The 21753-nt window shown below is 67.5% G+C and carries 17 protein-coding genes; 8 read left to right on the forward strand and 9 right to left on the reverse strand.

All coding sequences use genetic code 11. The features are described from left to right. Positions 1-13 precede the first annotated feature (13 nt). Genes PVZ77_RS06610 through PVZ77_RS06620 form a run of 3 tightly spaced genes read left to right on the forward strand, consistent with a single transcriptional unit; the run spans position 14 to position 2723 of the window. Positions 14-898, forward strand: coding sequence for an NAD(+) kinase (locus PVZ77_RS06610; protein WP_007158929.1), 885 nt, complete (start codon positions 14-16; stop codon positions 896-898). Then, positions 898-1857: a metallophosphoesterase gene (locus tag PVZ77_RS06615; RefSeq protein ID WP_273806010.1), complete on the forward strand. Its 960-nt coding sequence runs from the start codon at positions 898-900 to the stop codon at positions 1855-1857. The genes PVZ77_RS06610 and PVZ77_RS06615 overlap by 1 nt, the downstream gene beginning before the upstream one ends. Continuing rightward, positions 1854-2723 (forward strand): rhomboid family intramembrane serine protease, encoded by an 870-nt coding sequence (locus PVZ77_RS06620; protein ID WP_273806011.1) that lies wholly within the window; start codon positions 1854-1856, stop codon positions 2721-2723. Before PVZ77_RS06615 ends, PVZ77_RS06620 begins: the two co-directional genes overlap by 4 nt. On the opposite strand, the gene PVZ77_RS06625 is transcribed toward PVZ77_RS06620, so the two are convergent. Both PVZ77_RS06625 and PVZ77_RS06630 read right to left on the reverse strand, forming a co-directional pair. Next, complete coding sequence (locus tag PVZ77_RS06625; protein WP_273806012.1) at positions 2724-3047, reverse strand: hypothetical protein; 324 nt, start codon at positions 3045-3047, stop codon at positions 2724-2726. Positions 3048-3116: 69 nt separating this feature from the next. Next, the gene (locus PVZ77_RS06630; RefSeq protein WP_273806013.1) at positions 3117-4883 is read right to left on the reverse strand and encodes a thiamine pyrophosphate-requiring protein; all 1767 of its coding nucleotides are present in this window, start codon (positions 4881-4883) and stop codon (positions 3117-3119) included. Between the two features lie 111 nt (positions 4884-4994). Here PVZ77_RS06630 and prmB point away from each other — a divergent pair, with 111 nt between their 5' ends. Both prmB and PVZ77_RS06640 read left to right on the forward strand, forming a co-directional pair. Next, complete coding sequence (gene prmB, locus PVZ77_RS06635) at positions 4995-5909, forward strand: 50S ribosomal protein L3 N(5)-glutamine methyltransferase (RefSeq protein ID WP_273806014.1); 915 nt, start codon at positions 4995-4997, stop codon at positions 5907-5909. Between the two features lie 50 nt (positions 5910-5959). After that, entirely contained in the window at positions 5960-7279 is a 1320-nt protein-coding gene (locus PVZ77_RS06640) for a DEAD/DEAH box helicase (RefSeq protein ID WP_273806015.1), read from the forward strand. Between the two features lie 54 nt (positions 7280-7333). Here PVZ77_RS06640 and PVZ77_RS06645 read toward each other — a convergent pair whose 3' ends face one another. From PVZ77_RS06645 to PVZ77_RS06660, 4 genes are all read right to left on the reverse strand, one after another. After that, positions 7334-9166, reverse strand: a complete 1833-nt coding sequence (locus PVZ77_RS06645) for a putative bifunctional diguanylate cyclase/phosphodiesterase (RefSeq protein ID WP_273806016.1) — start codon at positions 9164-9166, stop codon at positions 7334-7336. A 114-nt stretch (positions 9167-9280) separates the two neighbouring features. Beyond that, positions 9281-10243, reverse strand: a complete 963-nt coding sequence (egtD, locus tag PVZ77_RS06650; protein WP_273806017.1) for an L-histidine N(alpha)-methyltransferase — start codon at positions 10241-10243, stop codon at positions 9281-9283. A gap of 3 nt (positions 10244-10246) precedes the next feature. After that, positions 10247-11530 carry an ergothioneine biosynthesis protein EgtB gene (gene egtB / locus PVZ77_RS06655; RefSeq protein ID WP_273806018.1) on the reverse strand — a complete coding sequence of 428 codons (1284 nt, stop codon included), beginning with the start codon at positions 11528-11530 and terminating at the stop codon, positions 10247-10249. Positions 11531-11628: 98 nt separating this feature from the next. After that, the gene (locus PVZ77_RS06660; RefSeq protein ID WP_273806019.1) at positions 11629-12855 is read right to left on the reverse strand and encodes a maltoporin; all 1227 of its coding nucleotides are present in this window, start codon (positions 12853-12855) and stop codon (positions 11629-11631) included. A 206-nt stretch (positions 12856-13061) separates the two neighbouring features. On the opposite strand from PVZ77_RS06660, the gene PVZ77_RS06665 reads away from it, so the two are divergent. Next, complete coding sequence (locus PVZ77_RS06665) at positions 13062-14006, forward strand: NAD(P)-dependent oxidoreductase (RefSeq protein ID WP_273806020.1); 945 nt, start codon at positions 13062-13064, stop codon at positions 14004-14006. A 53-nt stretch (positions 14007-14059) separates the two neighbouring features. Next, positions 14060-18406: a DEAD/DEAH box helicase gene (locus PVZ77_RS06670; protein WP_273806021.1), complete on the forward strand. Its 4347-nt coding sequence runs from the start codon at positions 14060-14062 to the stop codon at positions 18404-18406. A gap of 2 nt (positions 18407-18408) precedes the next feature. Here PVZ77_RS06670 and PVZ77_RS06675 read toward each other — a convergent pair whose 3' ends face one another. After that, positions 18409-19134, reverse strand: a complete 726-nt coding sequence (locus PVZ77_RS06675) for a TorF family putative porin (protein ID WP_273806022.1) — start codon at positions 19132-19134, stop codon at positions 18409-18411. Between the two features lie 470 nt (positions 19135-19604). Between PVZ77_RS06675 and PVZ77_RS06680 the strand changes: the two genes are divergently transcribed. Continuing rightward, entirely contained in the window at positions 19605-19736 is a 132-nt protein-coding gene (locus PVZ77_RS06680; protein WP_007158915.1) for a hypothetical protein, read from the forward strand. Positions 19737-19818: 82 nt separating this feature from the next. On the opposite strand, the gene PVZ77_RS06685 is transcribed toward PVZ77_RS06680, so the two are convergent. Both PVZ77_RS06685 and PVZ77_RS06690 read right to left on the reverse strand, forming a co-directional pair. After that, the gene (locus PVZ77_RS06685; protein ID WP_273806023.1) at positions 19819-20583 is read right to left on the reverse strand and encodes an ABC transporter ATP-binding protein; all 765 of its coding nucleotides are present in this window, start codon (positions 20581-20583) and stop codon (positions 19819-19821) included. Between the two features lie 34 nt (positions 20584-20617). Further along, positions 20618-21730: a succinylglutamate desuccinylase/aspartoacylase family protein gene (locus PVZ77_RS06690; protein ID WP_273806024.1), complete on the reverse strand. Its 1113-nt coding sequence runs from the start codon at positions 21728-21730 to the stop codon at positions 20618-20620. Positions 21731-21753 lie beyond the last annotated feature (23 nt).

The following is a 21753-nucleotide window of genomic DNA, read 5'->3' on the forward strand; positions in this document are numbered from 1 at the left end:
CCGCCGACGCGTCATGGACTCCTTTCGTAACATCGGCATCATCGGTCGACTCGGCAGCACCCAGGTGCTGGATACCATCCGCCGGCTCAAGACCTTTCTGCTGCAACGCGGGCGCAACGTCATCCTGGAAAACACCATCGCCGAGGTCCTGCCCGGGCACGGCCTGCAGACGGTGTCGCGCAAGCTCATGGGCGAGATCTGCGACCTGGTGATCGTGGTCGGCGGCGACGGCAGCCTGCTGGGCGCCGCTCGCGCCCTGGTACGCCCACGGGTGCCGGTGCTGGGCATCAACCGCGGCAAGCTGGGCTTTCTCACCGATATCCGCCCCGACGAGCTGGAGACCAAGGTCGCCGAGGTGCTCGACGGTCAGTACCTGATGGAGACGCGCTTCCTGCTGGACGCCTTCGTCGAGCGCGGGGGCGAGATGATCGGCCAGGGCGACGCCCTCAACGACGTGGTGCTGCACCCGGGCAAGTCCACCCGGATGATCGAGTTCGAGCTGTACATCGACGGCCAGTTCGTCTGCAGCCAGCGCGCCGACGGCCTGATCGTCGCCACCCCCACCGGCTCCACCGCCTACTCGCTGTCGGCGGGCGGTCCCATCATGCATCCCAAGCTGGATGCCATCGTGGTGGTGCCCATGTATCCCCACACCCTGTCCAGCCGACCCATCGTGGTCTCCGGCGACAGCACCCTGTCGATCCTGGTGTCGCCGAACATGACGATCTATCCGCAGGTCTCATGTGATGGCCAGAATCATTTCACCTGCGCACCCGGCGATACCGTGACTATTCAGAAGAAGCCCCACAAGCTCAGGCTGATCCACCCGCTGGATCACAACTACTACGAGATCTGCCGGACCAAGCTCGGCTGGGGCAGTCGCCTGGGAGACGACTGATGCCCCAGGGCTACGATCTGATCGGCGACCTCCACGGCTGCGCCCATACCCTGGACCTGCTGCTGGAACGGCTCGACTACCGTCAGCTGGACGGCGTCTGGCAGCACCCCAAGCGCCAGGCGATCTTTCTCGGTGACCTGGTCGATCGCGGACCGCGCATCCGCGGCTCCCTGCGCCGGGTGCGGGCCATGGTCGAAGGCGGCCATGCCCACTGCATCCTCGGCAATCACGAACTCAATGCCCTGGCCTGGCACACCCCGGCGCTGCCCGGCACCGGCCAGACCTGGGTGCGCGAGCACACGCCGCGCCATCGCCAACTGATCCAGGAGACCCTGGCGGCCTTCGCCGACCACCCCGGCGAGTGGCAGGACCACCTGCGCTGGCTCTACCGGCTGCCGCTGTGCAAGGACTTCGGGCACTTCCGCATCGTCCACGCTTGCTGGGATCAGCGGCTGATCGACGAATTCCTCCACCACTATCCGGATGCCTGCATCGACGAGGACTTCGTGCGCCAGTCCATCGTCGGCGGCAGCCTGGCCAGTCGGGTCGCCTCGCGCCTGCTCAATGGCGTGTCGCTGCCCTTGCCCCATGGCCTGCGCCTCACCGGCAGCGATGGCTATGTGCGGGCGCGCTTTCGCACCAAGTTCTGGGAGAGCGATCCCCAGACCTATGGCGACGTGGTCTTCCAGCCCGATGCCTTGCCGGCGGAAATCGCCTGCGAACCCTTGAGCGACGAGGAAAAGGCCGGGCTGCTTTGCTACGGCGCCGATGAGCCGATGCTGTTCGTCGGTCACTACTGGCGCGATGGCCATCCCGAACCCTTGCGGCCGAACCTCGCCTGCCTGGACTACAGCGCGGTCAAGTACGGCAAGCTGGTGGCCTACCGCCTCGACGACGAACGTCAGATCGACCCGGCCAAGTTCGTCTGGATCGACGTGCAGCGCGAGGAGGGGCGATGAACCAGCCGCAACCCGTGCTGCGGGTGCCCCTGGGCCGCGATCTGCTGGGCTTCACCCGCCTGCTGCGGCGCCTGCAGATCCGCCACCGGGTAGTGGAAGAGGGCGACAGCCAGGTGCTCTGGGTGCTGGACCCGGCGCGGGTCGAGGAGACCCGCGCGCTCTATGAGCGCTATCCCGACGGCGATCCGCGCGGCGAGGTCCAGGCTAGCCGCGGACCGCGGGGCTTCGGGCTGCTGGCGCAACTAAAGGCCAGTCCGGTCAGCGCCGTCTTTCTCGCCATCACGCTGCTGCTGGGTCTGGCCACTAAACTGGGCGACAACCTGGCGTTGATCCACTACCTGACGCTGCAGGAATTCCGCCTGATCGACGCCGAGCACATCGCCTTTCTCGATCTCGACGCCAGCCTGGCTCGCGGCGAATGGTGGCGACTGGTCACCCCGATCTTCCTGCACTTCGGTCTGCTGCACCTGGCGATGAACGCCCTCTGGTACTGGGAGCTGGGTCGGCGCGTCGAATTCCGCCAGGGCGGCCTGATGCTGCTGCTCCTGACCCTGGTGTTCGCCGCCGGCTCCAACCTGGTGCAGTACGCCTGGACCGGCCCCGCCCTGTTCGGCGGCCTGTCCGGGGTGCTCTATGGCCTGCTCGGCCACTGCTGGCTGTTCCAGTGGCTGGCGCCCAACCCGGCCTATCGCATGCCGCGCGGCGTGGTGGCCATGATGCTGATCTGGCTGGTGATCTGCCTGACCGGCGTCTTCGACCTGCTCGGCTTTGGCTCCATCGCCAATGGCGCCCATGTCGGCGGCCTGGTGCTGGGATGCCTCACCGGGCTGCTGGGCGGTGGCCTGGCACGCTTACGGCAACGCTAGCTAGCGCCGCCGCTTGAGCTCGGGAGCGAGGCTCAAGGCATTGCGATAGCGCCAGCGCCGCTGGCTGCGGCGGCGCAACCAGAGCCCCATGAGCAGGAGCAGCGCACCGCCGCTCAGGAAGCCCTGGGCGGCCTCGCGGGTCAGGGTCAGATAGGGGGCCAGCTGCGGCAGCTGTAGCAGGGCGGCACCGCCTGCCAGCAGCGCCGCCAGGCCGGTCAGCACCGAGAAGGTGCCAAGGCCGGCGGCGAGGGAGGTCAGAAAGGGCCGCCGCAGGCGCAGCGGTGGCGGATCGAAACGGTCGTGCTCGGGCAACTGCATGCTCATACCCCAGGCTCTGTAAGGCCGCCGAGGTTATACGCCTCGGCGTTGCTTGGCGAGCCTGGGAGGCGCGGGCTAGCGCAGCAGCTGGCGGGCGCCCTGCTTGAGCATGTCCCAGCGATTCGGATCGCCACTGGCGATAGCGCCGAGGAAGGCCCTGGCCTGCTCGAAGCTGATGTGCGGCGGCAGCGGCGGCACGCTGGGGTCGGTGACGAATTCCAGCACCATCGGGCGATCCGCTTCGAAGGCCTGCTGCCAGGCATCGGCCACCTCGTCCGGGCGATGGATGCGCAGGCCCTTGAAGCCCAGCAATTCGCCATAGCGGGCATAGGGGAAGTCGAGCACATCCTGCGCCGGGGCGAACTTGGGATCCCCGGCCAGGGCGCGCTGCTCCCAGGTCACCTGGTTGAGATCGCCATTGTTGAGCACCATGACGATAAAGGTCGGATTGCTGAATCTCTTCCAGTACTGCTGCAGGGTGACCAGTTCGGCATTGCCGTTCATCTGCATGGCGCCATCGCCCACCAGGGCGATCACCGGGCGATCCGGATGGGCGAACTTGGCGGCGATGGCGTAGGGAATGCCGCAGCCCATGGTCGCTAGCTTTCCCGACAGCGACCCCAGCATCTGCCCGCGCAGGCGGATGTCGCGGGCATACCAGTTGGTGTGGGAGCCGCTGTCGCCGCAGAGGATGGCATCCTGTGGCAGCTGGCTGGAAAGTTCGTGGAACACCCGTTGCGGATTGATCGGCTCGGCCGGCGCCAGGGCGCGTTGCTCGATGGAGTGCCAGGAAGCGGCCACGCTCTTTTCGATGCGCGCGCGCCATTTATCGTGGGGTTTGCTCTCCAGCAGCGGCAGCAGGCGTCTCAGGGTCTCGGCGGCATCGCCCAGCAATGGCTGCTCGATGGGATATCTCATGCTGATGTTGCGCGCATGCAGGTCGATCTGCACCGCCCGCGCCTGGCCTTCCCGGGGCAGGAACTCGGTATAGGGGAAGGTCGAGCCGACGATCAGCAGGGTGTCGCACTCCTTCATCAGCAGATCGCTGGCCTCGGTGCCGAGCAGGCCGATGGCGCCGGTGACATAGGGCAGTTCGTCGGAGAGTACGCCCTTGCCCAGCAGCGCCTTGGCCACCCCGGCGCTGAGCTTCTCGGCCACCGCCATCACCTCGCTGCGCGCCTGCAGGGCGCCGGCGCCCACCAGCAGGGCGACCTTCTTGCCGGCATTGAGGATATCGGCGGCGGCCTGCAGGTCGTCTTCCTGGGCATAGGGTCGCGGCGGGATGGCACCGGCACCGGAAAGGACATTGGCATGCTGGTGCGGCGGACTTTCCACCGCCGGCAGCTGCTGGATGTCGTTGGGGATGATCACCGTCGCCACCTGGCGCTCGGCGATGGCCACGCGGAAGGCGCGGTCGATGACATGGCGCAGCTGCGCCGGATGCACCACCGTCTCCACATAGGCGGAAACGTCCTTGAACAGGGTGTGCAGGTCGACTTCCTGCTGGTAGTCGCTGCCAAGCGAAGAGGCCGCCTGCTGGCCCACCAGGGCCACTACCGGCATATGGTCCATCTTGGCGTCGTACAGGCCGTTGAGCAGGTGAATGGCCCCGGGCCCGGAGGTGGCCAGGCAGACGCCCACCTCGCCGGTGAACTTGGCATGGGCGCAGGCCATGAAGGCGGCCATCTCCTCGTGGCGCACCCGCACATAGTCGAACTGGTCGGCCACCCGACCCAGGGCGCCCATGATGCCGTTGATGCCATCGCCGGGATAACCAAAGATGCGCTCGACGTGCCACTGGCCGAGGCGCTCCCAGAGATGGTCGGCTACGGTCTTGCTCATGACGTTCTCCTCGTTGAAGGTCTAGGCTTAGGAAGAAAGGCCCGGACGTTAAGTTCCTGCAGCCGGACCGGGCGCGGGTTAGAATGCGCGGCTGATCATCCGGAGCCTTTCATGAGCGAATCCCGCCTGCGCACCTTGCGCGACCACATCCGCTGGGCCGTCAGCCGCTTCCATGCCGAAGAGCTGTTCTTCGGCCATGGCCACGACAACGCCTGGGACGAGGCCCGCGCCCTGGTGCTGGGCGCCGTGCACCTGCCCTGGGACACCGCCGATCGCTACCTGGACTGCGCCCTGGAAGACGACGAGCGCTACGAACTCGGGGTGCTCCTGCACAAGCGCATCCAGGAGCGGGTGCCCACCGCCTATCTGCTCGGCGAAGCCTGGTTCTGCGGCTTGCCGTTCACCGTCGACGAGCGGGTGCTGGTGCCGCGTTCGCCCATCGGCGAGCTGATCGACGCGCAATTCGCGCCCTGGCTGCCGGCCGCGCCGGCGCGCATCCTCGATCTCTGCACCGGCTCGGGCTGCATCGGCATCGCCTGTGCCTATGCCTTCCCCGAGGCCGAGGTGGCGCTGGGGGATCTGTCCTACGACGCCCTCGAGGTGGCCTGGCAGAACATCGAGCGCCACGACCTGAAGGATCGCGTCTATACCGTCCAGGGCGACGGCTTCGCCGGACTGCCGGGGCAGCGTTTCGACCTGATCGTCAGCAATCCGCCCTATGTGGATGCCGAGGACTTCGCCGACATGCCGGCCGAATACCAGCACGAACCGGCCCTGGGCCTGGCCTGTGGCGACGACGGCCTGGATCTGGTGCGGCGGATGCTGTCCGAGGCCGCCGATCACCTCACCGAGCAGGGCATCCTGATCGTGGAGGTGGGCAACAGCCAGGTTCACGTCGAGGCGCTCTATCCGGAAGTCGATTTCACCTGGCTCGAATTCGAGCGCGGCGGCCATGGCGTCTTCCTGCTGGCCGCCGCCCAGTGCCGCGAGCACCAGGCGCTGTTCCGCAGCCGTCTGGTCCCCTGATCACCTGCGGTCGCCCGCGGCGGCCGCCCTTTCTTTACCGAGGTCTACCCGTGTTTACCGAACTCGCTCTGCACGAGCGCCTGCTCAAGGCCCTCGATACCCTGGGCTTCAAGACGCCCACTCCGGTCCAGGCCGCTGCCGTGGGCCCGGCCCTGGCAGGCCATGACCTGCGCGTCACCGCCCGCACCGGCAGTGGCAAGACCGCCGCCTTCCTGCTGCCGCTGCTGGATCGCCTGCTCAAGGATCCCAAGCCCCGCTCCGGCGCCCGTGCGCTGATCCTGCTGCCGACCCGCGAGCTGGCCCAGCAGACCGCCAAGGAAATCGAACGCTTCGGCCAGTTCACCTTTCTCAAGGCCGGCCTGGTGATCGGGGGCGAGGACTTCCGCGTCCAGGCCGCCGGCCTGCGCAAGAATCCGGAAATCCTGGTGGCCACCCCCGGCCGCCTGCTGGAGCAGCGCAACGCCGGCAACGTGAACCTGAAAGACATCGAGATGCTGGTGCTCGACGAAGCCGACCGCATGCTCGACATGGGCTTCTCCGAGGACGTGCTGCAGATCGCCGCGAGCTGCGAGCGCGAGGGTCGCCAGACCCTGCTGTTCTCCGCGACCAGCGGGGGCAACAGCCTGCGTCAGGTGGTCGAGCAGGTCCTGCGCGAGCCGCAGAATCTCATGCTGGACCGCACCGGCGAACTCAACGAAGCCGTGGTGCAGCAGGTGATCCTGGCCGACGAGCCACCGCACAAGGAGCGCTTGCTGCAGTGGCTGCTGGCCAACGAGACCTATCGCAAGGCCATCGTCTTCACCAACACCAAGGTGCAGGCCGATCGCCTGACCGGCCGCTTGGTGGCCGAGGGCCTCAAGGTCTTCGTGCTGCACGGCGACAAGGACACCAAGGACCGCAAGCTGGCCGTGGAGCGGCTGCAGAGCGGCGCGGTCAAGGTGCTGATCGCCACCGACGTGGCCGCCCGCGGCCTGGACGTGGAGGGCCTGGACCTGGTGATCAACTACGACCTGCCGCGCAGTGGCGACGAATACGTCCACCGCATCGGCCGCACCGGCCGCGCCGGCGAGGCGGGTACGGCGATTTCCTTCGTCACCCATGGCGACTGGAATCTGATGTCCAGCATCGAGCGCTATCTCAAGCTGAGATTCGAGCGCCGTCACCTGCCGGGTCTCAAGGCCAGCTACAGCGGTCCGAAAAAGCTCAAGGCCTCGGGCAAGGCGGCGGGCGTGAAGAAGAAAAAGACCGAGGGCAAGAAGGACGGCAAGGCCAAGACCAAGGCCAAACCCAAGTCCGAGCGCCGCCCCGGCGCCCTGGTGCCGACTTCGGCCGACGGCTTCGCGCCGCCGCGCAAACGCACCCAGGAATGATCCCGCTCCGGGCCTGAGGCGCCAACCCGCGGCGCGACGCGGGGCAGGACGGGCTCAGTGCTTGGCGGCGTTGTCGAACAGCTGGAAGACCGGGGCGCGGCGGGTCGAGCGTTGCAGATCCGGTTGCTGGATCAGCAGCCAGGCCTGCAACTCCGGTTCGGGCATCGGTTTGCCGATCCAGAAGCCCTGGCCTTCGTCGCAGCCCATGGCCAGCAGGCTGGCCAGGGCCTCGGCGGTTTCGATGCCCTCGGCGGTGATGCGAAAGCCCAGTTGATGGGACAGTTCGATCAGCGAGCTGACGATCAGCCGGTCCTTGGTGCGATGGGTCAGTTCGCGCACGAAGCTGCGGTCGATCTTGATGGTATCGGCCGGCAACTCGCGCAGGTGCGAGAGGTTGTTGTAGCCGGTACCGAAGTCGTCGATGGCGATGCCGATGCCCAGCTCGCGCAGGGCGGCCAGCTGCCGATGGATCAGCGCCACGTCACCCAGCAGGGCATTCTCGGTGACCTCCAGCTCCAGGCGCCGGGGATTGACCGGATAACGCTGCAGCAGCTCGGTGGTCTGCTCGGTGAAGTCCGGATCGTTCAGGTCATGGGCGGAGATGTTGATCGCCACGCCCAGACTCCGGCCTTCCCGCTGCCAGGTATAGGCCTGGCTGATGGCCTGCTGCATCACCCAGCGACTCAGGGCGGTGATCAGCGCGGTCTTTTCCGCCAGCGGAATGAATTCCGCCGGACTGACCGGGCCCAGGTGCGGATGCTGCCAGCGCAACAGGGCTTCGACGCTGTGGCAGCGACCGGTGGCCAGGTCGATGCGCGGCTGGTAGACCAGGCTCAGCTGATCCTCGGCGCGCAGCGCCTGGGGCAGGGCGCTGAGCAGGGCGAAGGCGCGGCGATAGGCGGCATCGTGCTGCGGATCGAAATGCCGGCAGCCGCGCATCTCGGCGCGGGCATCGTCGGCGGTGGCGATCAGGGCGCGCAGCCAGTCGGCGGGATGATCGTCGGTTAGGGACATCACCCCCAGGCCCAGGCGGGTCTGGATGGGAATGCCGTTGTAGTCGAGCACCCCGGTCAATTCCTCCTGCAGGCGTTCGAGCAGCGCCTGCTGCGCGGCCTCGTCGGCGTCGTGCAACAGAAAGCCGAAGCGGGCCGGCCCCAGGCGATACAAGGGTAGCTCGACCGGCAGCAGGCGACGCAGGTGCTGCTTGATGGCGCGTTGTAGGCCATCGAAGTGGGCCTGGCCCATGGCCTTGATGAAGTCGTTGAGGTAGCTCTGGGCGAACAGATCGGCCGCCACGGCCACCACGCGGGTGCCCGCCCGGGTCAGGGCTTCGGCATCCTCGATGAAGCGCTGGCCATTCGGCAACTGGGTGACCGGGTCCCAGAAGGCTTCGGTGCGCAGCAGTTCGATGTGCTGGCTGGCGAGGGCCGCCAGTTGCTGCAGCGCTATCAGCCGATCCTGGGGCAGGGCGGCGCGGGGTGCCGAATCGAACAGGCAGAGGCTGCCGAGCATCAGCCCTTCGGTCGTGCGCAGCGGCGCGCCCAGGTAATAGCGGATGTTGGGCGCGCTCGTGACCACCTGGAGAGCGGCGAAGCGGGCGTCGTTGCGGGCGTCTTCCACCTGCAGCGGCAGGCTGGATTCCTGCAGGTGCTGGCAGAACGACTGGGTGCGCGGCACGGTCAGGGGCGCACAGCCCACGGTGGCTCGACAATGGACCTGCTGGCCGTCAAGAAAGCAGATCATGGCGTAGGGGACGTCGAACAGCCGCGCGCAGAGATCGGTGAGATCCTGGAAGGCACGATCGGAAGGACGGTCGATCAAGGCGAGATCGCGCAGCAGTGCAAGGCGCTGGCGTTCATTGGCCGCAGTGAGTGGAGCGGGCTCCATAGCAACGTCTCGGTGCGCTGTAGTAGCAGATTGCTACTTAGAGCGTGATCGGGTCGAGAGTTCCCTCACCACCCGCCTCACACTCTGCCAGTCGTCATTTATCTGTCGAAAGGCTCAGGCCGCGAAGTAGAAGACAGCGAACAGCGCCTGAGGGTCGGTCCATACCCATACCTGTCTGAAACCGGCGTCTTCGGCCAGCGCGCGAAAACTCTCCAGGCTGTACTTGTAGGAGTTCTCGGTATGCAGGCGCTCGCCTTCACGGAAGGTGAATCGGCGGCCTTCGAGACGTACGGTCTGGTCGCGGGTGCTGACCAGGTGCATCTCGATGCGCGCCTGTTCTTCGTTGAAGAAGGCCAGGTGCCGGAAGCGCTGCGGATCCAGATCGGTGTCCAGCTCGCGGCGGATGCGTTCCAGCAGGTTGAGGTTGAAGTCGGCGGTCACCCCGGCGGCGTCGTTGTAGGCCGCGTCCAGTCGCGCCCGGTCCTTGATCAGGTCCACCCCGATCAGCAGGCCCCCGGTCGCCGGCAGCATCCGGTGCAGGTTGCGCAGAAACACGCCGGCTTCTTCCGGGGTGAAGTTGCCGATGCTCGAGCCCGGAAAGAAGGCGATGGGACGCAAGCCGTCGAGACTGTCGGGCAGGGTCATGGGTCGACTGAAGTCGGCGCAGGCGGCGCTGACGTCCAGCCAGGGATAGTCGACTGCCAGCCGCTGGGTGCTGCTGAGCAGGAATTCCCGGGAGATGTCGATGCCCAGGTAGCCGGCCGGGTGCATGGCTTCCAGCAGCAGGCGCACCTTGCGACTGGCGCCGCTGCCCAGTTCGACCAGGGCCGCGTCGCGCCCGGCCAGGCGAGCGATCTCACCGGCCGCCGTGGCCAGGATGGCCTCTTCGGTACGGGTGGGATAGTACTCGGGCTGGCGGGTGATGGCCTCGAACAGCTCGGAGCCGCGCTGATCGTAGAAATACTTGGGCGACAGCGCCTTGGGGGTCTGGGCGAAGCCCTGGAGCACATCGTCCCGCAGCGAGCCGTCGGCGACGCTCACCGGTTGCTGATCGAAGAAGCGCACGGCTAGGGCCATGGGTCAGACCTCTCTGGCCAGGCGCAGGCCGGAAAACTGCCAGCGCATGGTGGGATAGAAGAAGTTGCGGTAGGAGGCGCGCACATGGTCCTGGGGCGTGGCGCAGCAACCACCGCGCAGGACCATCTGACCGGACATGAACTTGCCGTTGTATTCGCCCAGGCTCCCCGGCAGCGGTTTGAAGCCGGGGTAGGGGCGGAAGGCGCTGCCGGTCCACTCCCAGACATCGCCGAACAGCTGGCGCATACCCTGGCCCGCGCTGGCGACCGGCTGCAGGTGATCCTGCTCGACGAAGTTGCCCTGGACCGGCTGGCGCGCCGCCACGGTTTCCCATTCCGCCTCGGTAGGTAGCCGGGCGCCGGCCCAGCTGGCGTAGGCATCGGCTTCGTAGAAGCTCAGGTGGCAGACCGGTGCGGCCTGATCGACGGGAGTGAGGCCACCCAGGGTGAAGTGATGCCAGACGCCATCGAGCTTCTGCCAGTACAGCGGCGCCTGCCAGCCGAGGCTGCGGATGGCCGCGGCGCCGTCCGACAGCCAGAGATCACTGCGGCCGTAGCCATTGTCTTCGATGAAGGCCAGGTATTCGCCATTGGTGATCAGCCGATCAGCCAGCTGGAAGTCATCGACGAACTGGCGGTGGACCGGGGTCTCGCAATCGAAGGCGAAGTCTTCGCCACCATGGCCGACATGCCGGACGCCGCCCGGATGGGCTGCCCAGCCCAGAGGCGCGACCGCGGCCGCGGGGCCCTTGGCCAGGTCGGCGCGATAGACCGGATGCAGCGGGTTTTGCGCCAGGATGTGCTTGATGTCCATGAGTAGCAATTCCTGGTGCTGCTGCTCGTGGTGCAGACCCAGCTCCAGGCGGCGGGCGATCTCGGCGGCATGTTCGGCGGGCGGCGCGCTGAGCAGCTCGGCCATGGCGGTGTCCACCGCCGCACGAAAGCGATAGACGTCGTCCACGCCCGGTCGCGACAGATGCCCGCGGGCCGCCCGGGGAAAGGGTTTGCCGTGGGTCTCGTAATAGGAGTTGAACAGGTAGTCGTAGGCCGGATTGGGCGTCTGGTAACCCTTGAGGAAGGGCTTGAGGATGAAGGCCTCGAAGAACCAGGTGACGTGGGCCAGGTGCCATTTCGGCGGACTGACGTCGGCCATGCTCTGGATGACGTAATCCTCGACGGTGAGCGGGGCGCACAGGGCCTCGCTGGCCCTGCGCACGCGCTGGAAGCGGTCGAGCAGGGTGGTGGCGGTGTCACTCGCTGCGGGCAACTCGCGGGCGAGAGGATTCATGGCGTTCTCCCTGGTCGGCCTTTTGGTTGTCAGGAAACCGACCGGGCGGCATACGTTTAGTTCGCCTGGTTATGACGGGCGGTCTCGCTTGCTTCCGTCTACCACCAGGTTTCCAGCTGCACGCCGAAGTTGTTGCCGTGGCGGGCGTCGCCGAAGGCGCCGCTGTCGGACAGCGCCGTGCCAGCCACGGCAGCGTCCTGGGCGCCGCGGTTCCAGCTGGCGTAGGTCCAGTAGAGGCGGATCTCCGGCCGGTCCATCAGCCCCATGCCGCCCAGCGCCAGGGTCGGCGCCACGGTAACCTTGTTCAGCGTGCGGGTGGCACCGCTGTCGGGGTGGATCTGGTCGTGGCCGAATTCCACCTGCAGCTTGAACAACCGGGTGAAGGCATAGCTGGGCCGCACGCCAAAGGAGTACCAGGTCTGGCCGCCATCGCCCGGCGCTCGGTCGCGCTGGTAGAGTGCCAGCAACTGGCCGCCGAAGCGCGGGGTAAGCTGCCAGCGCGGCGACTCGAGCACGCGCAGGCTTTGGTAATCCTGGTCGGCGGTCAGGCTGCCGGTGGCGCCCAGGCCGGTGCCCGGTCCGCGGCCGTATTGCACGGTGAAGACATTGACCCCGCCAAGGAACTGCGACTGCTTGTGTTCGGCGGTGGCCGACCAGCCGCTGTGGGCGTTCTGCACCTGGCCGGCGCGCTGGACATAGGACAGTCCCAGTTCGATCTCGCCGCCGGGATTGGTCTTGATGCCGCCCAGGTTCAGGTCGTGGCGATTGGCCTTGTCCGGCTGGTCGACGTTGTCTTCGCGACTGAAGGCGTAGCTCAGGCGCAAGCCACTGTCGCCCAGGCCGTAGTCCTCCACGCCGAAACCGGTGCCGCTCGGATTCCAGTAGTAGAAGTCGTTGATATGGATGTCGTGACGCTTGTAGTAGCGGCGACCGGCCCAGAGTCCGCCGCCATTGAGCGCCGGCAGGCTGAGACTGGTCCAGATCTGCGGCAGGCGCACGTTGCCGTTGTCGCCGCTGAGGGTGGGCGTCTGGTCGTAGACGTTGTAGAGGCTGGCCATGCCGTGCACCTTGAGCTCGGTGCCATCCACGCCCTTGTACAGGGTCTGGTGCAGCTCGAGTTCCCAGTAGGTCTCGCATTCATTGCCCAGCCGGTACTTGGCGGGTGCCCCGGGCAGCTGGAAGCAGCTCTGCTTGCCGCCTTCCGCGGCGCCACCGACACCTACCCGACCGTAGCCGTTGAATTCCAGCGCCGTGGCGTTCAGTGGCAGGCCGGCGAGCAGGGCGAGGCAGGAGGCCGTGCCGGCCTGGCGGAGAACTCTAGTCATCCCGAAAATCCCTGTGTGGTTGGCGAACGCCGATCGGACCTTGGGTGAGGTCCGCAAGTTGCGCGAAAGTCCTGGCCGATCAAGTACTTGCCCAAGGTTCGGGCCAGCGGTGAACGCCTCTGAAAACAGCGCACTAAAGAGAATGGTTGACGACCATGGCTCCTGCTGGCGACGCTTGGGTTTTGTCACAGGGAAAGTATTACAAGATGAAACCGACGCTGCTGATGGCCCCGCAATTGCCCCAGGGACTGGTAACCCGGCTCGAAGCCTACTACCGGGTCCTGGGTCCCTTTCCCTCAGCCGATCCCGCGGCGCTGCCCGCCGGGGCCGAGGAGGCCGTGGCCCTGCTGACCATCGGCGGCCTGCCGACCCGCGCCGCGCTACTGGATGCCCTGCCGGCCCTGCGCCTGGTGGCCTGCTACGGCACCGGCTACGAGGGGGTCGAGCTGGCGGCCTGTCGCGCGCGCGGCATCGCCGTGACCACCGCCGGTGACGCCAATGCCACCGCCGTGGCGGAATTCACCTTTGGCCTGATCCTGGCCAGCGCGCGCCGCCTGCTGCAGGGCGATGCCTTCGTCCGCAGCGGTCGCTGGCAGGGCAACGCCATCGAGCGCATGCCCCAGGTACCGGGCCTGGCCGGGCGACGCCTGGGCATCTATGGCCTGGGCGAGATCGGTAGGCGCATCGGTCGCCGCGGCGAGGCCTTCGACATGGAGATCGGCTACTTCAATCGCTCGCCGCGGGAGGGGCTGGACTATGCCTACCACGGCAGTCTGCTGGAACTGGCGCGCTGGAGCGACGTGCTGGTGGTGGCGGTGAGGGCCAGTGCCGAGACGGTAGGGGCGGTGGATGCCGAGGTCCTGGCCGCACTCGGCGCGGAGGGCCATCTGGTCAATATCTCCCGTGGCAGCGTGGTCGACGAAGACGCCCTGGCCGAGGCCCTGGAACGGGGAGTGATCGCCGGCGCAGCGCTGGATGTCTTCGCCCGCGAACCCGAGGTGCCCGAACGCCTGCGCCAGCAGCCCAACCTGGTGCTCAGTCCCCATGTCGCGGCCAACGCGGCCTCGGCCCAACAGGCGCAGCAGCAGGTGATGCTGGCCAACCTCGAAGCCATGCTGGAGGGGGGCGAATTGCGCAATCGCATCGCCTGAGCCGCCGGTCGGCTCGGGTTGTGGCCCCTGAGGGCCACTCCCATATTGAGCGCATGACCTCGAACTCGCCTGCCGCCGTCCTGGCGGACTTTCACGACGCGCCGCGCAGCTGGTTCACGACGCGCTTTCCCGCCCCGACCGAGGCGCAGCTGCAGGCCTGGCCGGCCATTCGCGCCGGCGCCTCGGTGCTGGTGGCGGCCCCCACCGGCTCGGGCAAGACGCTGACCGCCTTCTTCGCCGTGCTGGATGGCCTGGTCCAGGAGGCATTGCGGGAAGACGGCCTGCCCGAGGCCTGTCTCTGGCTCTATGTGTCACCGCTCAAGGCCCTGTCCAACGACATCCGCCTCAATCTCGAAGAACCCCTGGCCGGCATCGGCGCGGCGCTGGAGGCACGGGCTTTACCGCCGCTGGCATTGCGCACGGCGGTGCGTACCGGCGATACCCCGCAAAAGGAGCGAGCGGCCATGCGCCGGCGGCCGCCGCACCTGCTGGTCACCACGCCCGAATCCCTCTATGTGCTGCTGGGTTCGGATTCCGGGCGTCGAATGCTGGCCAGCGTGCGCGGCGTCATCGTCGACGAGATCCATGCCATCGCCGATGGCAAGCGCGGCAGCCACCTGACCCTGAGCCTGGCGCGACTGGAAGCCCTGACCGGGCATCCGCTGCAGCGCATCGGCCTGTCCGCCACCCAGAAGCCGCTGGCCGCGGTGGCTGCCTTTCTGGTCGGGCGCGATGCGCAGGGCCAACCCCGCCCCTGTACGGTGATCGACATCGGCCACCAGCGCGCCCGCGACCTGGCCCTGGAGGTGCCGCCCATTCCCCTGGAGGCCATGCTGTCCACCCAGGCCTGGGAGCTGGTCTACGACCGTCTGGCCGAACTGGCCGAGGCGCACCGCACCACCCTGGTGTTCGTCAACACCCGCCGCCTGGCCGAGCGCATGGCGCGCCAGCTGTCGGATCGCCTCGGCAGCACCCAGGTCGCCGCCCACCACGGCAGCTTGGCCCGGGAGCAGCGACTGGACGCCGAGCAGCGCCTCAAGCGCGGCGAATTGCGCCTGCTGCTGGCGACCGCTTCCCTGGAACTGGGCATCGACATCGGCGAGGTCGACCTGGTCTGCCAGATCGGCTCGCCGGGTTCCATCGCCGCCTTCCTGCAGCGGGTCGGCCGGGCTAACCACCAGGTCGGCGGCTTGCCCAAGGGACGGCTGTTTCCCACCTCGCGGGACGATCTGGTGGAGTGCGTGGCGCTGCTCGACTGCGTGCGTCGCGGTGAGCTGGATACCCTGCACATCCCCCAGGCGCCGCTGGACGTCCTGGCCCAGCAGCTGGTAGCCGAGGTCGCCTGCCAGGAGTGGTCGGAGGCAGGCCTGCTGGCCGTGCTACGCCAGGCAGAGCCCTATGCGGCGCTGAGCGAGGCCGATTACCGGGCCGTGGTGGAGATGCTCAGCCAGGGCTATACGGATCGCCGCGGTCCGCGGGCGGCCTATGTCCATCGGGACGCGGTCAATGGGCTTCTGCGCGGCCGCCGGGGCGGCAAGGCGACTGCGGTGATGAGCGGCGGCACCATCCCGGAGAGCGGCAATTTCAGCGTACTGCTCGAACCCCAGGGCCATACCGTCGGCAGCGTCAACGAGGATTTCGCCTTCGAAAGCCTGGTGGGCGACGTCTTCCAGCTGGGCAACACCGCCTACCGCATCGTCAAGATCGAAGGCAGCAAGGTGCGGGTCGAGGATGCCAAGGGACAGCCACCCAACATCCCCTTCTGGCACGGCGAGGCGCCGGGGCGCAGCGATGAGCTGTCGGCCGGCCTGGCGCGGCTGCGCGCGGAACTCGAACCCCTGCTACCCGCGGCCGGCGAACCACCGGAACCGGCTATCGTCCGCATCGGCGCGGCCTATGCGCTGGAGGAGGGCACGGCCCGCCAGCTGGTGGACTATCTCGGCCGGGCGCGCCAGGCGCTGGGCGCCTTGCCGACCCAGCAGACCCTGGTGATGGAACGCTTTTTCGACCAGGCCGGCGGCATGCAGCTGATCATCCATGCGCCCTTCGGCAGCCGCATCAACCGCGCCTGGGGTCTGGCCCTGCGCAAGAGATTCTGCCGCAATTTCAATGTCGAGCTGCAGGCGGCGGCGACCGAGAATGCCCTGATCCTGTCGCTGGCCACCAGCCACAGCTTCGTGCTCGACGAGGTCTGGCGCTACCTGCATCCGGCCAGCGCCGAGACCGTGCTGATCCAGGCCCTGCTCGACGCTCCGCTGTTCGCCGTGCGCTGGCGCTGGAACGCCACCACGGCCCTGGCCCTGCCGCGCTTCAGCGCCGGGCGCAAGGTGGCCACCCAGGTGCAGCGCATGCGCAGCGAAGACCTCCTGGCCACGGTTTTTCCCGACCAGGTCGCCTGCCTGGAAAATCTCGCCGGCGAGCGGCAAGTACCGGATCATCCGCTGGTCCGCCAGACCCTCGACGACTGCCTGCACGAGTCTCTCGACAGCCGCGGTTGGCTGGCCCTGCTGGCACGTATCGCCGGTGGCCAGCTGACCCTGCTGACCCGCGACCTGCCCGGACCTTCACCACTGGCGGCGGAGGTACTCACGGCCAAGCCCTATGCCTATCTGGACGACGCGCCCGTCGAGGAGCGGCGGACCCTGGCGGTGCAGAATCGCCGTTTCGGCGGCGCCGATCCGGACGAGCTGGGCGCCCTGGATCCGGCGGCCATCGACCTGGTTCGGGCGGAGGCCTGGCCGCGGCTGGAAAGTGCCGATGACCTGCACGAAGCTCTGCTCGGGGTCGGCTTTCTCACCGAGGCGGAACTGGCGCCCCACCAGGCCCAGGCCCGCCAGTTGGTCAAGACCGGGCGGGCAGGGCGGCTGCGGCTGCCGGCGGCGACCCTCTGGATCGCGGCCGAGCGCCTGCCACTCTTCCAGGTGCTGTTTCCAGGCGCCGCCACGGAGCCAGTGCTCAGTGCGCCGCCAGGTTTCGCCGCGCCCGCGGACGTCGAGGCGGCCCTGGTCGAGGTGCTGCGCGCCCGCCTCACCGCGCTGGGGCCGGTAGACCAGGACGAGCTGGCCGCCAGCCTCGGGTTGCCGCCGGCGCAGCTCACGCCGACGCTGCTGGCCCTGCAGGGCGAGGGCTATGTCCTGCAGGGGCGTTTCACCGCGGCGGGCGGCAGCGTGGAATGGTGCGAGCGCCACCTGCTGGCGCGGATCCATCGCTACACCCTGGGGCGACTGCGCAAGGCCATCGAGCCGGTGGCCCTGGCCGACTACCTGAGATTCCTGCTGGAGCACCAGCAGCTGGCCGGTCCGGCAGGCCTGAGAGGCAACGAGGGGCTGGAGCAGGTGATTGGCCTGCTGGAAGGCTTCGAGGTCGCCGCCGCCGGCTGGGAAGGCGAGATCCTGCCCAGTCGCCTGCCGGACTATCAGTTCACCTACCTCGATGACCTCTGCCGCGCCGGTCGCGTGGTCTGGCTGCGCCTGCCCCAGGCGGGACGTGGCGGTAGCGGACCGGTCAGGGGTTCGCCCATCGTCCTGCTGCCGCGGCGGCACCTGGCCGACTGGAACGGCCTGACCGAGCCCACCGGCAGCGAGATGCTCTCACCCAAGGCGCAACGGGTGCTGGAGGTGCTGACGCGCCGCGGTGCCTCCTTCTTCGATGAATTGCTCGGCGAGGCGCGCCTGCTGCGCAGTGAGCTGGAGACCGCTTTGGGTGAGCTGGTGGGGGCCGGTGCGGTCAACGCCGACAGCTTCGCCGGTCTGCGCGCCCTGCTGCAGCCGGCAGCCAAGCGCGGTAGCGGTCGCAGCGGTTCGCGCCGTGGGCGCCTGGCGCTCTATGGCGGGATGGAGGATGCCGGCCGCTGGGTCGCCTTGCGGCTCGCCGAGGCGCCGGGCGAAGCGCGGCTGCCGGATGCGCTGCTGGAGCGCCTGGTCGGGCTGCTGCTGCGCCGCTATGGCGTGCTCTGCTGGCAACTGCTGCAGCGGGAGAGCGCCGTCTTGCCGCCCTGGCGTGACCTCCTGCGTGCCTGCCATCGCCTGGAGGCCCGTGGTGAGATTCGCGGTGGCCGCTTCCTTGCCGGGCTCTCCGGCGAGCAATTCGCCGATCCGGCCGCCATCGCCCCCCTGCGCGAGTGGCGCCAGCGCCCGGCGGAGGATCTGTGGGTGTGCGTCTCGGCGTTGGATCCGCTCAATCTGGTCGGTACCCTGCTGCCCGGCGCCAAGGTACCCGCCGTGGCGGGCAATCGCCTGCTCTATCGCGACGGGGTGCCCATCGCCGCGCGGGTGGGAACCAAGGTCAGCTGGCTGGTCGAGCTAGGAGCAGAGGAGCAGGTGCGGGCGCGCCAGGCCCTGCAGCAACTGGGACGGGAACGACCCCAGGTCGGCATCGGGCGCAGCCTGCTGCGGCAGTAAGACTAGAAGAAGGGGTGCGAGGCCTTGAGCATCAGGGCGCTGTCGCAGTAGGTATTGTGGCCCGAATACACCGAGCAGTCGGCGCCTCTCAGGCTGGTGCCGCTGTAGGTCAGGTTGAACAGGGTGTTCACCCACTTGCGGCTCAAATTCACCGACCAGTCGTTGAAGCTGCGCACCATACCGCCGCTGTCGAGGGTCGAGGGCACATCCATTACGTAGTTGGTGTACTTAAGCGAAACCCCGGTCTTGATCAGCGGCAGCGTACCCAGGTCGGCATAGACCGAGGCGTTGTGGCGACCCGGGTCATTGGCGAAGGCGGCGCCGAGGCGCTTGCCATAGACGGTCATCCCGGAATACAGCTCGCGGCTGGGATCGACGTTCTGGATCAGGTTGCTGTAGTTGATCACGCCCAGCTCGTAGCCATAGCCAGGGGCGAAGCGGTGCTTGTAGCCCGCGTAGGTGTCCATCTCCAGCAGCGGCGCATCCGCGGACGAGGCGTTGTTGGTCGTCCACTGGCCGAAATACAGCCCGCTGTCGTGGGTGAGATCGAAGCCACCGCCCATGCCGGCGGAATTCGGCGCGACCAGACCCTGGGCCATGCTGCGTGACGGCGCCGTGCCCATCTTCAGATCGAAATCCCCTACCTCGCGCTGCATGCCCCAGCTGGCCGCCAGCGCCGGACTGGCCAGCAGCCCGAGCACGATGAAGAGAGGTAAGGATCTGGTCATGGAAGCACTCCTGCCGTGCCGGTCACGCTAACTTAAAAGTGGATGTGATGGGGATAACAACAAGCAGGGAGAACATCGAGGTGCGAGCACCCTGATGACATCGTTGTTATTGGATGAGAAACCGCGGCTAACCCGTTATCGTCCCTCGATGATAACCAACGACAGCGGCATATTTTCACCATTCGTCAGTTTTCGGGTCGAGAATTGAACTCGATAGCAGTAACAAGACAGGCGGATTTGATATGGGTTCCGATAACAATCGGCGGCCGTTGTCCAGGCTGGCGCCAGAGCGGCGCTGGCCCTGTCTTCCGGCAAAAGACACACTTTTTGACAAAGCGCGGCCCTGTTGCGACGAACAACCGCACGGTAGTGGATTGAATCGACCCGGGAAGACTCAATATTGTGGAGGAGGGCAGCAAGGTCTGCCCGCCAAGGCTGTCCCTGATTGAGCGCTGGCTCGAGGAGTTTCCATGAACGACCGTATACAAGCTCTGATGCTGGACCTGCTCGCGCGACTCGGTCTGGTCAAGGCCATCCCGATTCCCAGCCGTGAACGCGAGCAGCTGGCGGCCCAGCGTCGTCGCCAGCAGCAGCGCCGCTAAGCGCCACCGGCCCTGACGGACGCGAACCGGGCCGGCTGGAGCCGACCGGTTCGCGCGGGGTCCCCAAGGTGGGGACCCAGGCCTACTTGAGGTTGCCGCTGAGGAACTGGCGCAGGCGCTCGCTACGCGGGCTCACCAGCACCTCGCTCGGCGGACCTTCTTCCTCCACCACCCCCTGGTGCAGGAACAGCACCTGAGAAGACACCTCGCGGGCGAACGCCATCTCGTGGGTCACCATGAGCATGGTGCGTCCTTCCTCCGCCAGGGCGCGGATCACCTTCAGCACCTCGCCGACCAGTTCCGGGTCGAGCGCCGAGGTGGGCTCGTCGAACAGCATGATTTCCGGCTCCATGGCCAGGGCGCGGGCGATGGCTACCCGCTGCTGCTGGCCACCGGAGAGGAAGGCCGGATACTGGTCCGCGACCCGCGGCTGCAGACCGACCTTGTCCAGGTATTTGCGTGCGCGCTCTTCGGCTTCCGCCTTGCTGATGCCCAGCGCCTTGCGCGGTGCCAGGGTGATGTTGTCCAGCACGCTCAGGTGACTCCAGAGATTGAAGTGCTGGAAGACCATGGCCAGGCGGGTGCGCAGATTCTGCAGTTGGGCCGCATCGGCCACCCGGACGGCGCCGCGATCCTCGGCCATGCGGATGGTCTCGTCATCCAGGGTCATGGTCACGGCGTTGGGCTGCTCGAGGAAGTTGATGCAGCGCAGGAAGGTGCTCTTGCCCGAGCCGCTGGCGCCGATCAGGCTGACCACATCGCCGGTCTTGGCCTTGAGCGAGACGCCCTTGAGCACTTCGTGGTCGCCGTAACGCTTGTGCAGGCCTTCGACGGTCAGTTTGTACATGGATAGGAATTCCACAGCTGAAAAGGGGTAGGGGTCACGGCGAGAGCAGGTAGCCGCTGCGATAGGCCTCGGTGCCCGCCACATGGGCGATCACCATGCCGGCCGTGGCCATGCGGCGATTGGAACGCGCATAGAGGATGCCGGCGACCGCGCTGCGGACCTCTTCGACGCGGTCGCTGATGGGATCCACTACCTGCGCCAGCAGCTGGCCGACCTCGATGCGTTCGCCCACCTGGGCCTTGAGCACCAGCACGCCACCCTGGGTGGTCGCCACGGGCTCCACGGCGGCCAGCGGCGTGGCCGGTTGCAGCAGCGGCGGCAGGGGCGCGGCGCTGCCGCTCAGGAAGCCTTGGTGGCGCAGGTAGTTGACGATGGCCTCGGCATCCGCCGCGGAGAGTTCGTCACGTACGTCCAGCTGGCCGCGCAGCTCCAGGGTCACCGACAGGCTGCCCAGGGGCAGGCGCTCGCCAAAGCGCTGGTTGAGATTCCACCAGAGCAGGGTGAAGCATTCGTCGAAGGACTGGCCGCCCGAATCGGTGGCGAGCAGGCTGGCTTCGGAACCGAAGTAGCGCGCCAGCGGCTCGACCTGGGGCCAGGCTTCCGGCGTGGTATAGAGGTGGGCGACCGCGTCGAAATCGCAGTGCAGGTCGAGCACCACCTCGGCGTCGCAGGCCAGGCGCTGCAGGGTCAGGCGCTGACTGTCGAGCTGGGTGCTGGCGGCTTCCGCGGCCAGGGCCATGCGGAAGGCCTCGCGCACCAGGGCCTGGTTGGCGCTCACGTCGTCGCCGAGGCGTTCGCTGATGGCGGCTTCCACCTGGGCGGTCATGTCGCGGAAGCGACGATTGAAGTTCTGCCCGCTTTCCAGCTCGTAGCGACCGAGGTGGACGTCGGCGACCTGCTGATCCTGGCCGATAGGGTTGGCCAGCGGTACCAGGACCACCTCCGCCAGGAGTTCACCGGCGGCTTCCAGCGTTCTGAGGCGCTGCTTGAGGTGCCAGGCGGTGAGCATGCCGGGCAATTCGTCGGCATGCAGCGAGGCCTGGATATAGACCTTGCGGCCACTGTCGGCGGGACCGAAGTGGAAGCTGTGGATGCAGCGCTCGGTGCCCGGGACCGGGGCGACCAGCGGATGGGTGAGATGGCGCATGACAACTCCGGGGCCGCGCCAGG

The sequence above is a fragment of the Pseudomonas sp. SHLD1 genome, assembly GCF_028640935.1.
In the GTDB taxonomy this organism is placed as follows: domain Bacteria; phylum Pseudomonadota; class Gammaproteobacteria; order Pseudomonadales; family Pseudomonadaceae; genus Chryseomonas; species Chryseomonas aestiva.

Coding starts and splice junctions, on each gene's coding strand:
- PVZ77_RS06610 (WP_007158929.1), top strand. CDS start 14: ATGGACTCCTTTCGTAACATCGGCATCATCGGTCGACTCGGCAGCACC.
- PVZ77_RS06615 (WP_273806010.1), top strand. CDS start 898: ATGCCCCAGGGCTACGATCTGATCGGCGACCTCCACGGCTGCGCCCAT.
- PVZ77_RS06620 (WP_273806011.1), top strand. CDS start 1,854: ATGAACCAGCCGCAACCCGTGCTGCGGGTGCCCCTGGGCCGCGATCTG.
- PVZ77_RS06625 (WP_273806012.1), bottom strand. CDS start 3,047: ATGAGCATGCAGTTGCCCGAGCACGACCGTTTCGATCCGCCACCGCTG.
- PVZ77_RS06630 (WP_273806013.1), bottom strand. CDS start 4,883: ATGAGCAAGACCGTAGCCGACCATCTCTGGGAGCGCCTCGGCCAGTGG.
- prmB (WP_273806014.1), top strand. CDS start 4,995: ATGAGCGAATCCCGCCTGCGCACCTTGCGCGACCACATCCGCTGGGCC.
- PVZ77_RS06645 (WP_273806016.1), bottom strand. CDS start 9,166: ATGGAGCCCGCTCCACTCACTGCGGCCAATGAACGCCAGCGCCTTGCA.
- egtD (WP_273806017.1), bottom strand. CDS start 10,243: ATGGCCCTAGCCGTGCGCTTCTTCGATCAGCAACCGGTGAGCGTCGCC.
- egtB (WP_273806018.1), bottom strand. CDS start 11,530: ATGAATCCTCTCGCCCGCGAGTTGCCCGCAGCGAGTGACACCGCCACC.
- PVZ77_RS06660 (WP_273806019.1), bottom strand. CDS start 12,855: ATGACTAGAGTTCTCCGCCAGGCCGGCACGGCCTCCTGCCTCGCCCTG.
- PVZ77_RS06665 (WP_273806020.1), top strand. CDS start 13,062: ATGAAACCGACGCTGCTGATGGCCCCGCAATTGCCCCAGGGACTGGTA.
- PVZ77_RS06670 (WP_273806021.1), top strand. CDS start 14,060: ATGACCTCGAACTCGCCTGCCGCCGTCCTGGCGGACTTTCACGACGCG.
- PVZ77_RS06675 (WP_273806022.1), bottom strand. CDS start 19,134: ATGACCAGATCCTTACCTCTCTTCATCGTGCTCGGGCTGCTGGCCAGT.
- PVZ77_RS06680 (WP_007158915.1), top strand. CDS start 19,605: ATGAACGACCGTATACAAGCTCTGATGCTGGACCTGCTCGCGCGACTC.
- PVZ77_RS06685 (WP_273806023.1), bottom strand. CDS start 20,583: ATGTACAAACTGACCGTCGAAGGCCTGCACAAGCGTTACGGCGACCAC.
- PVZ77_RS06690 (WP_273806024.1), bottom strand. CDS start 21,730: ATGCGCCATCTCACCCATCCGCTGGTCGCCCCGGTCCCGGGCACCGAG.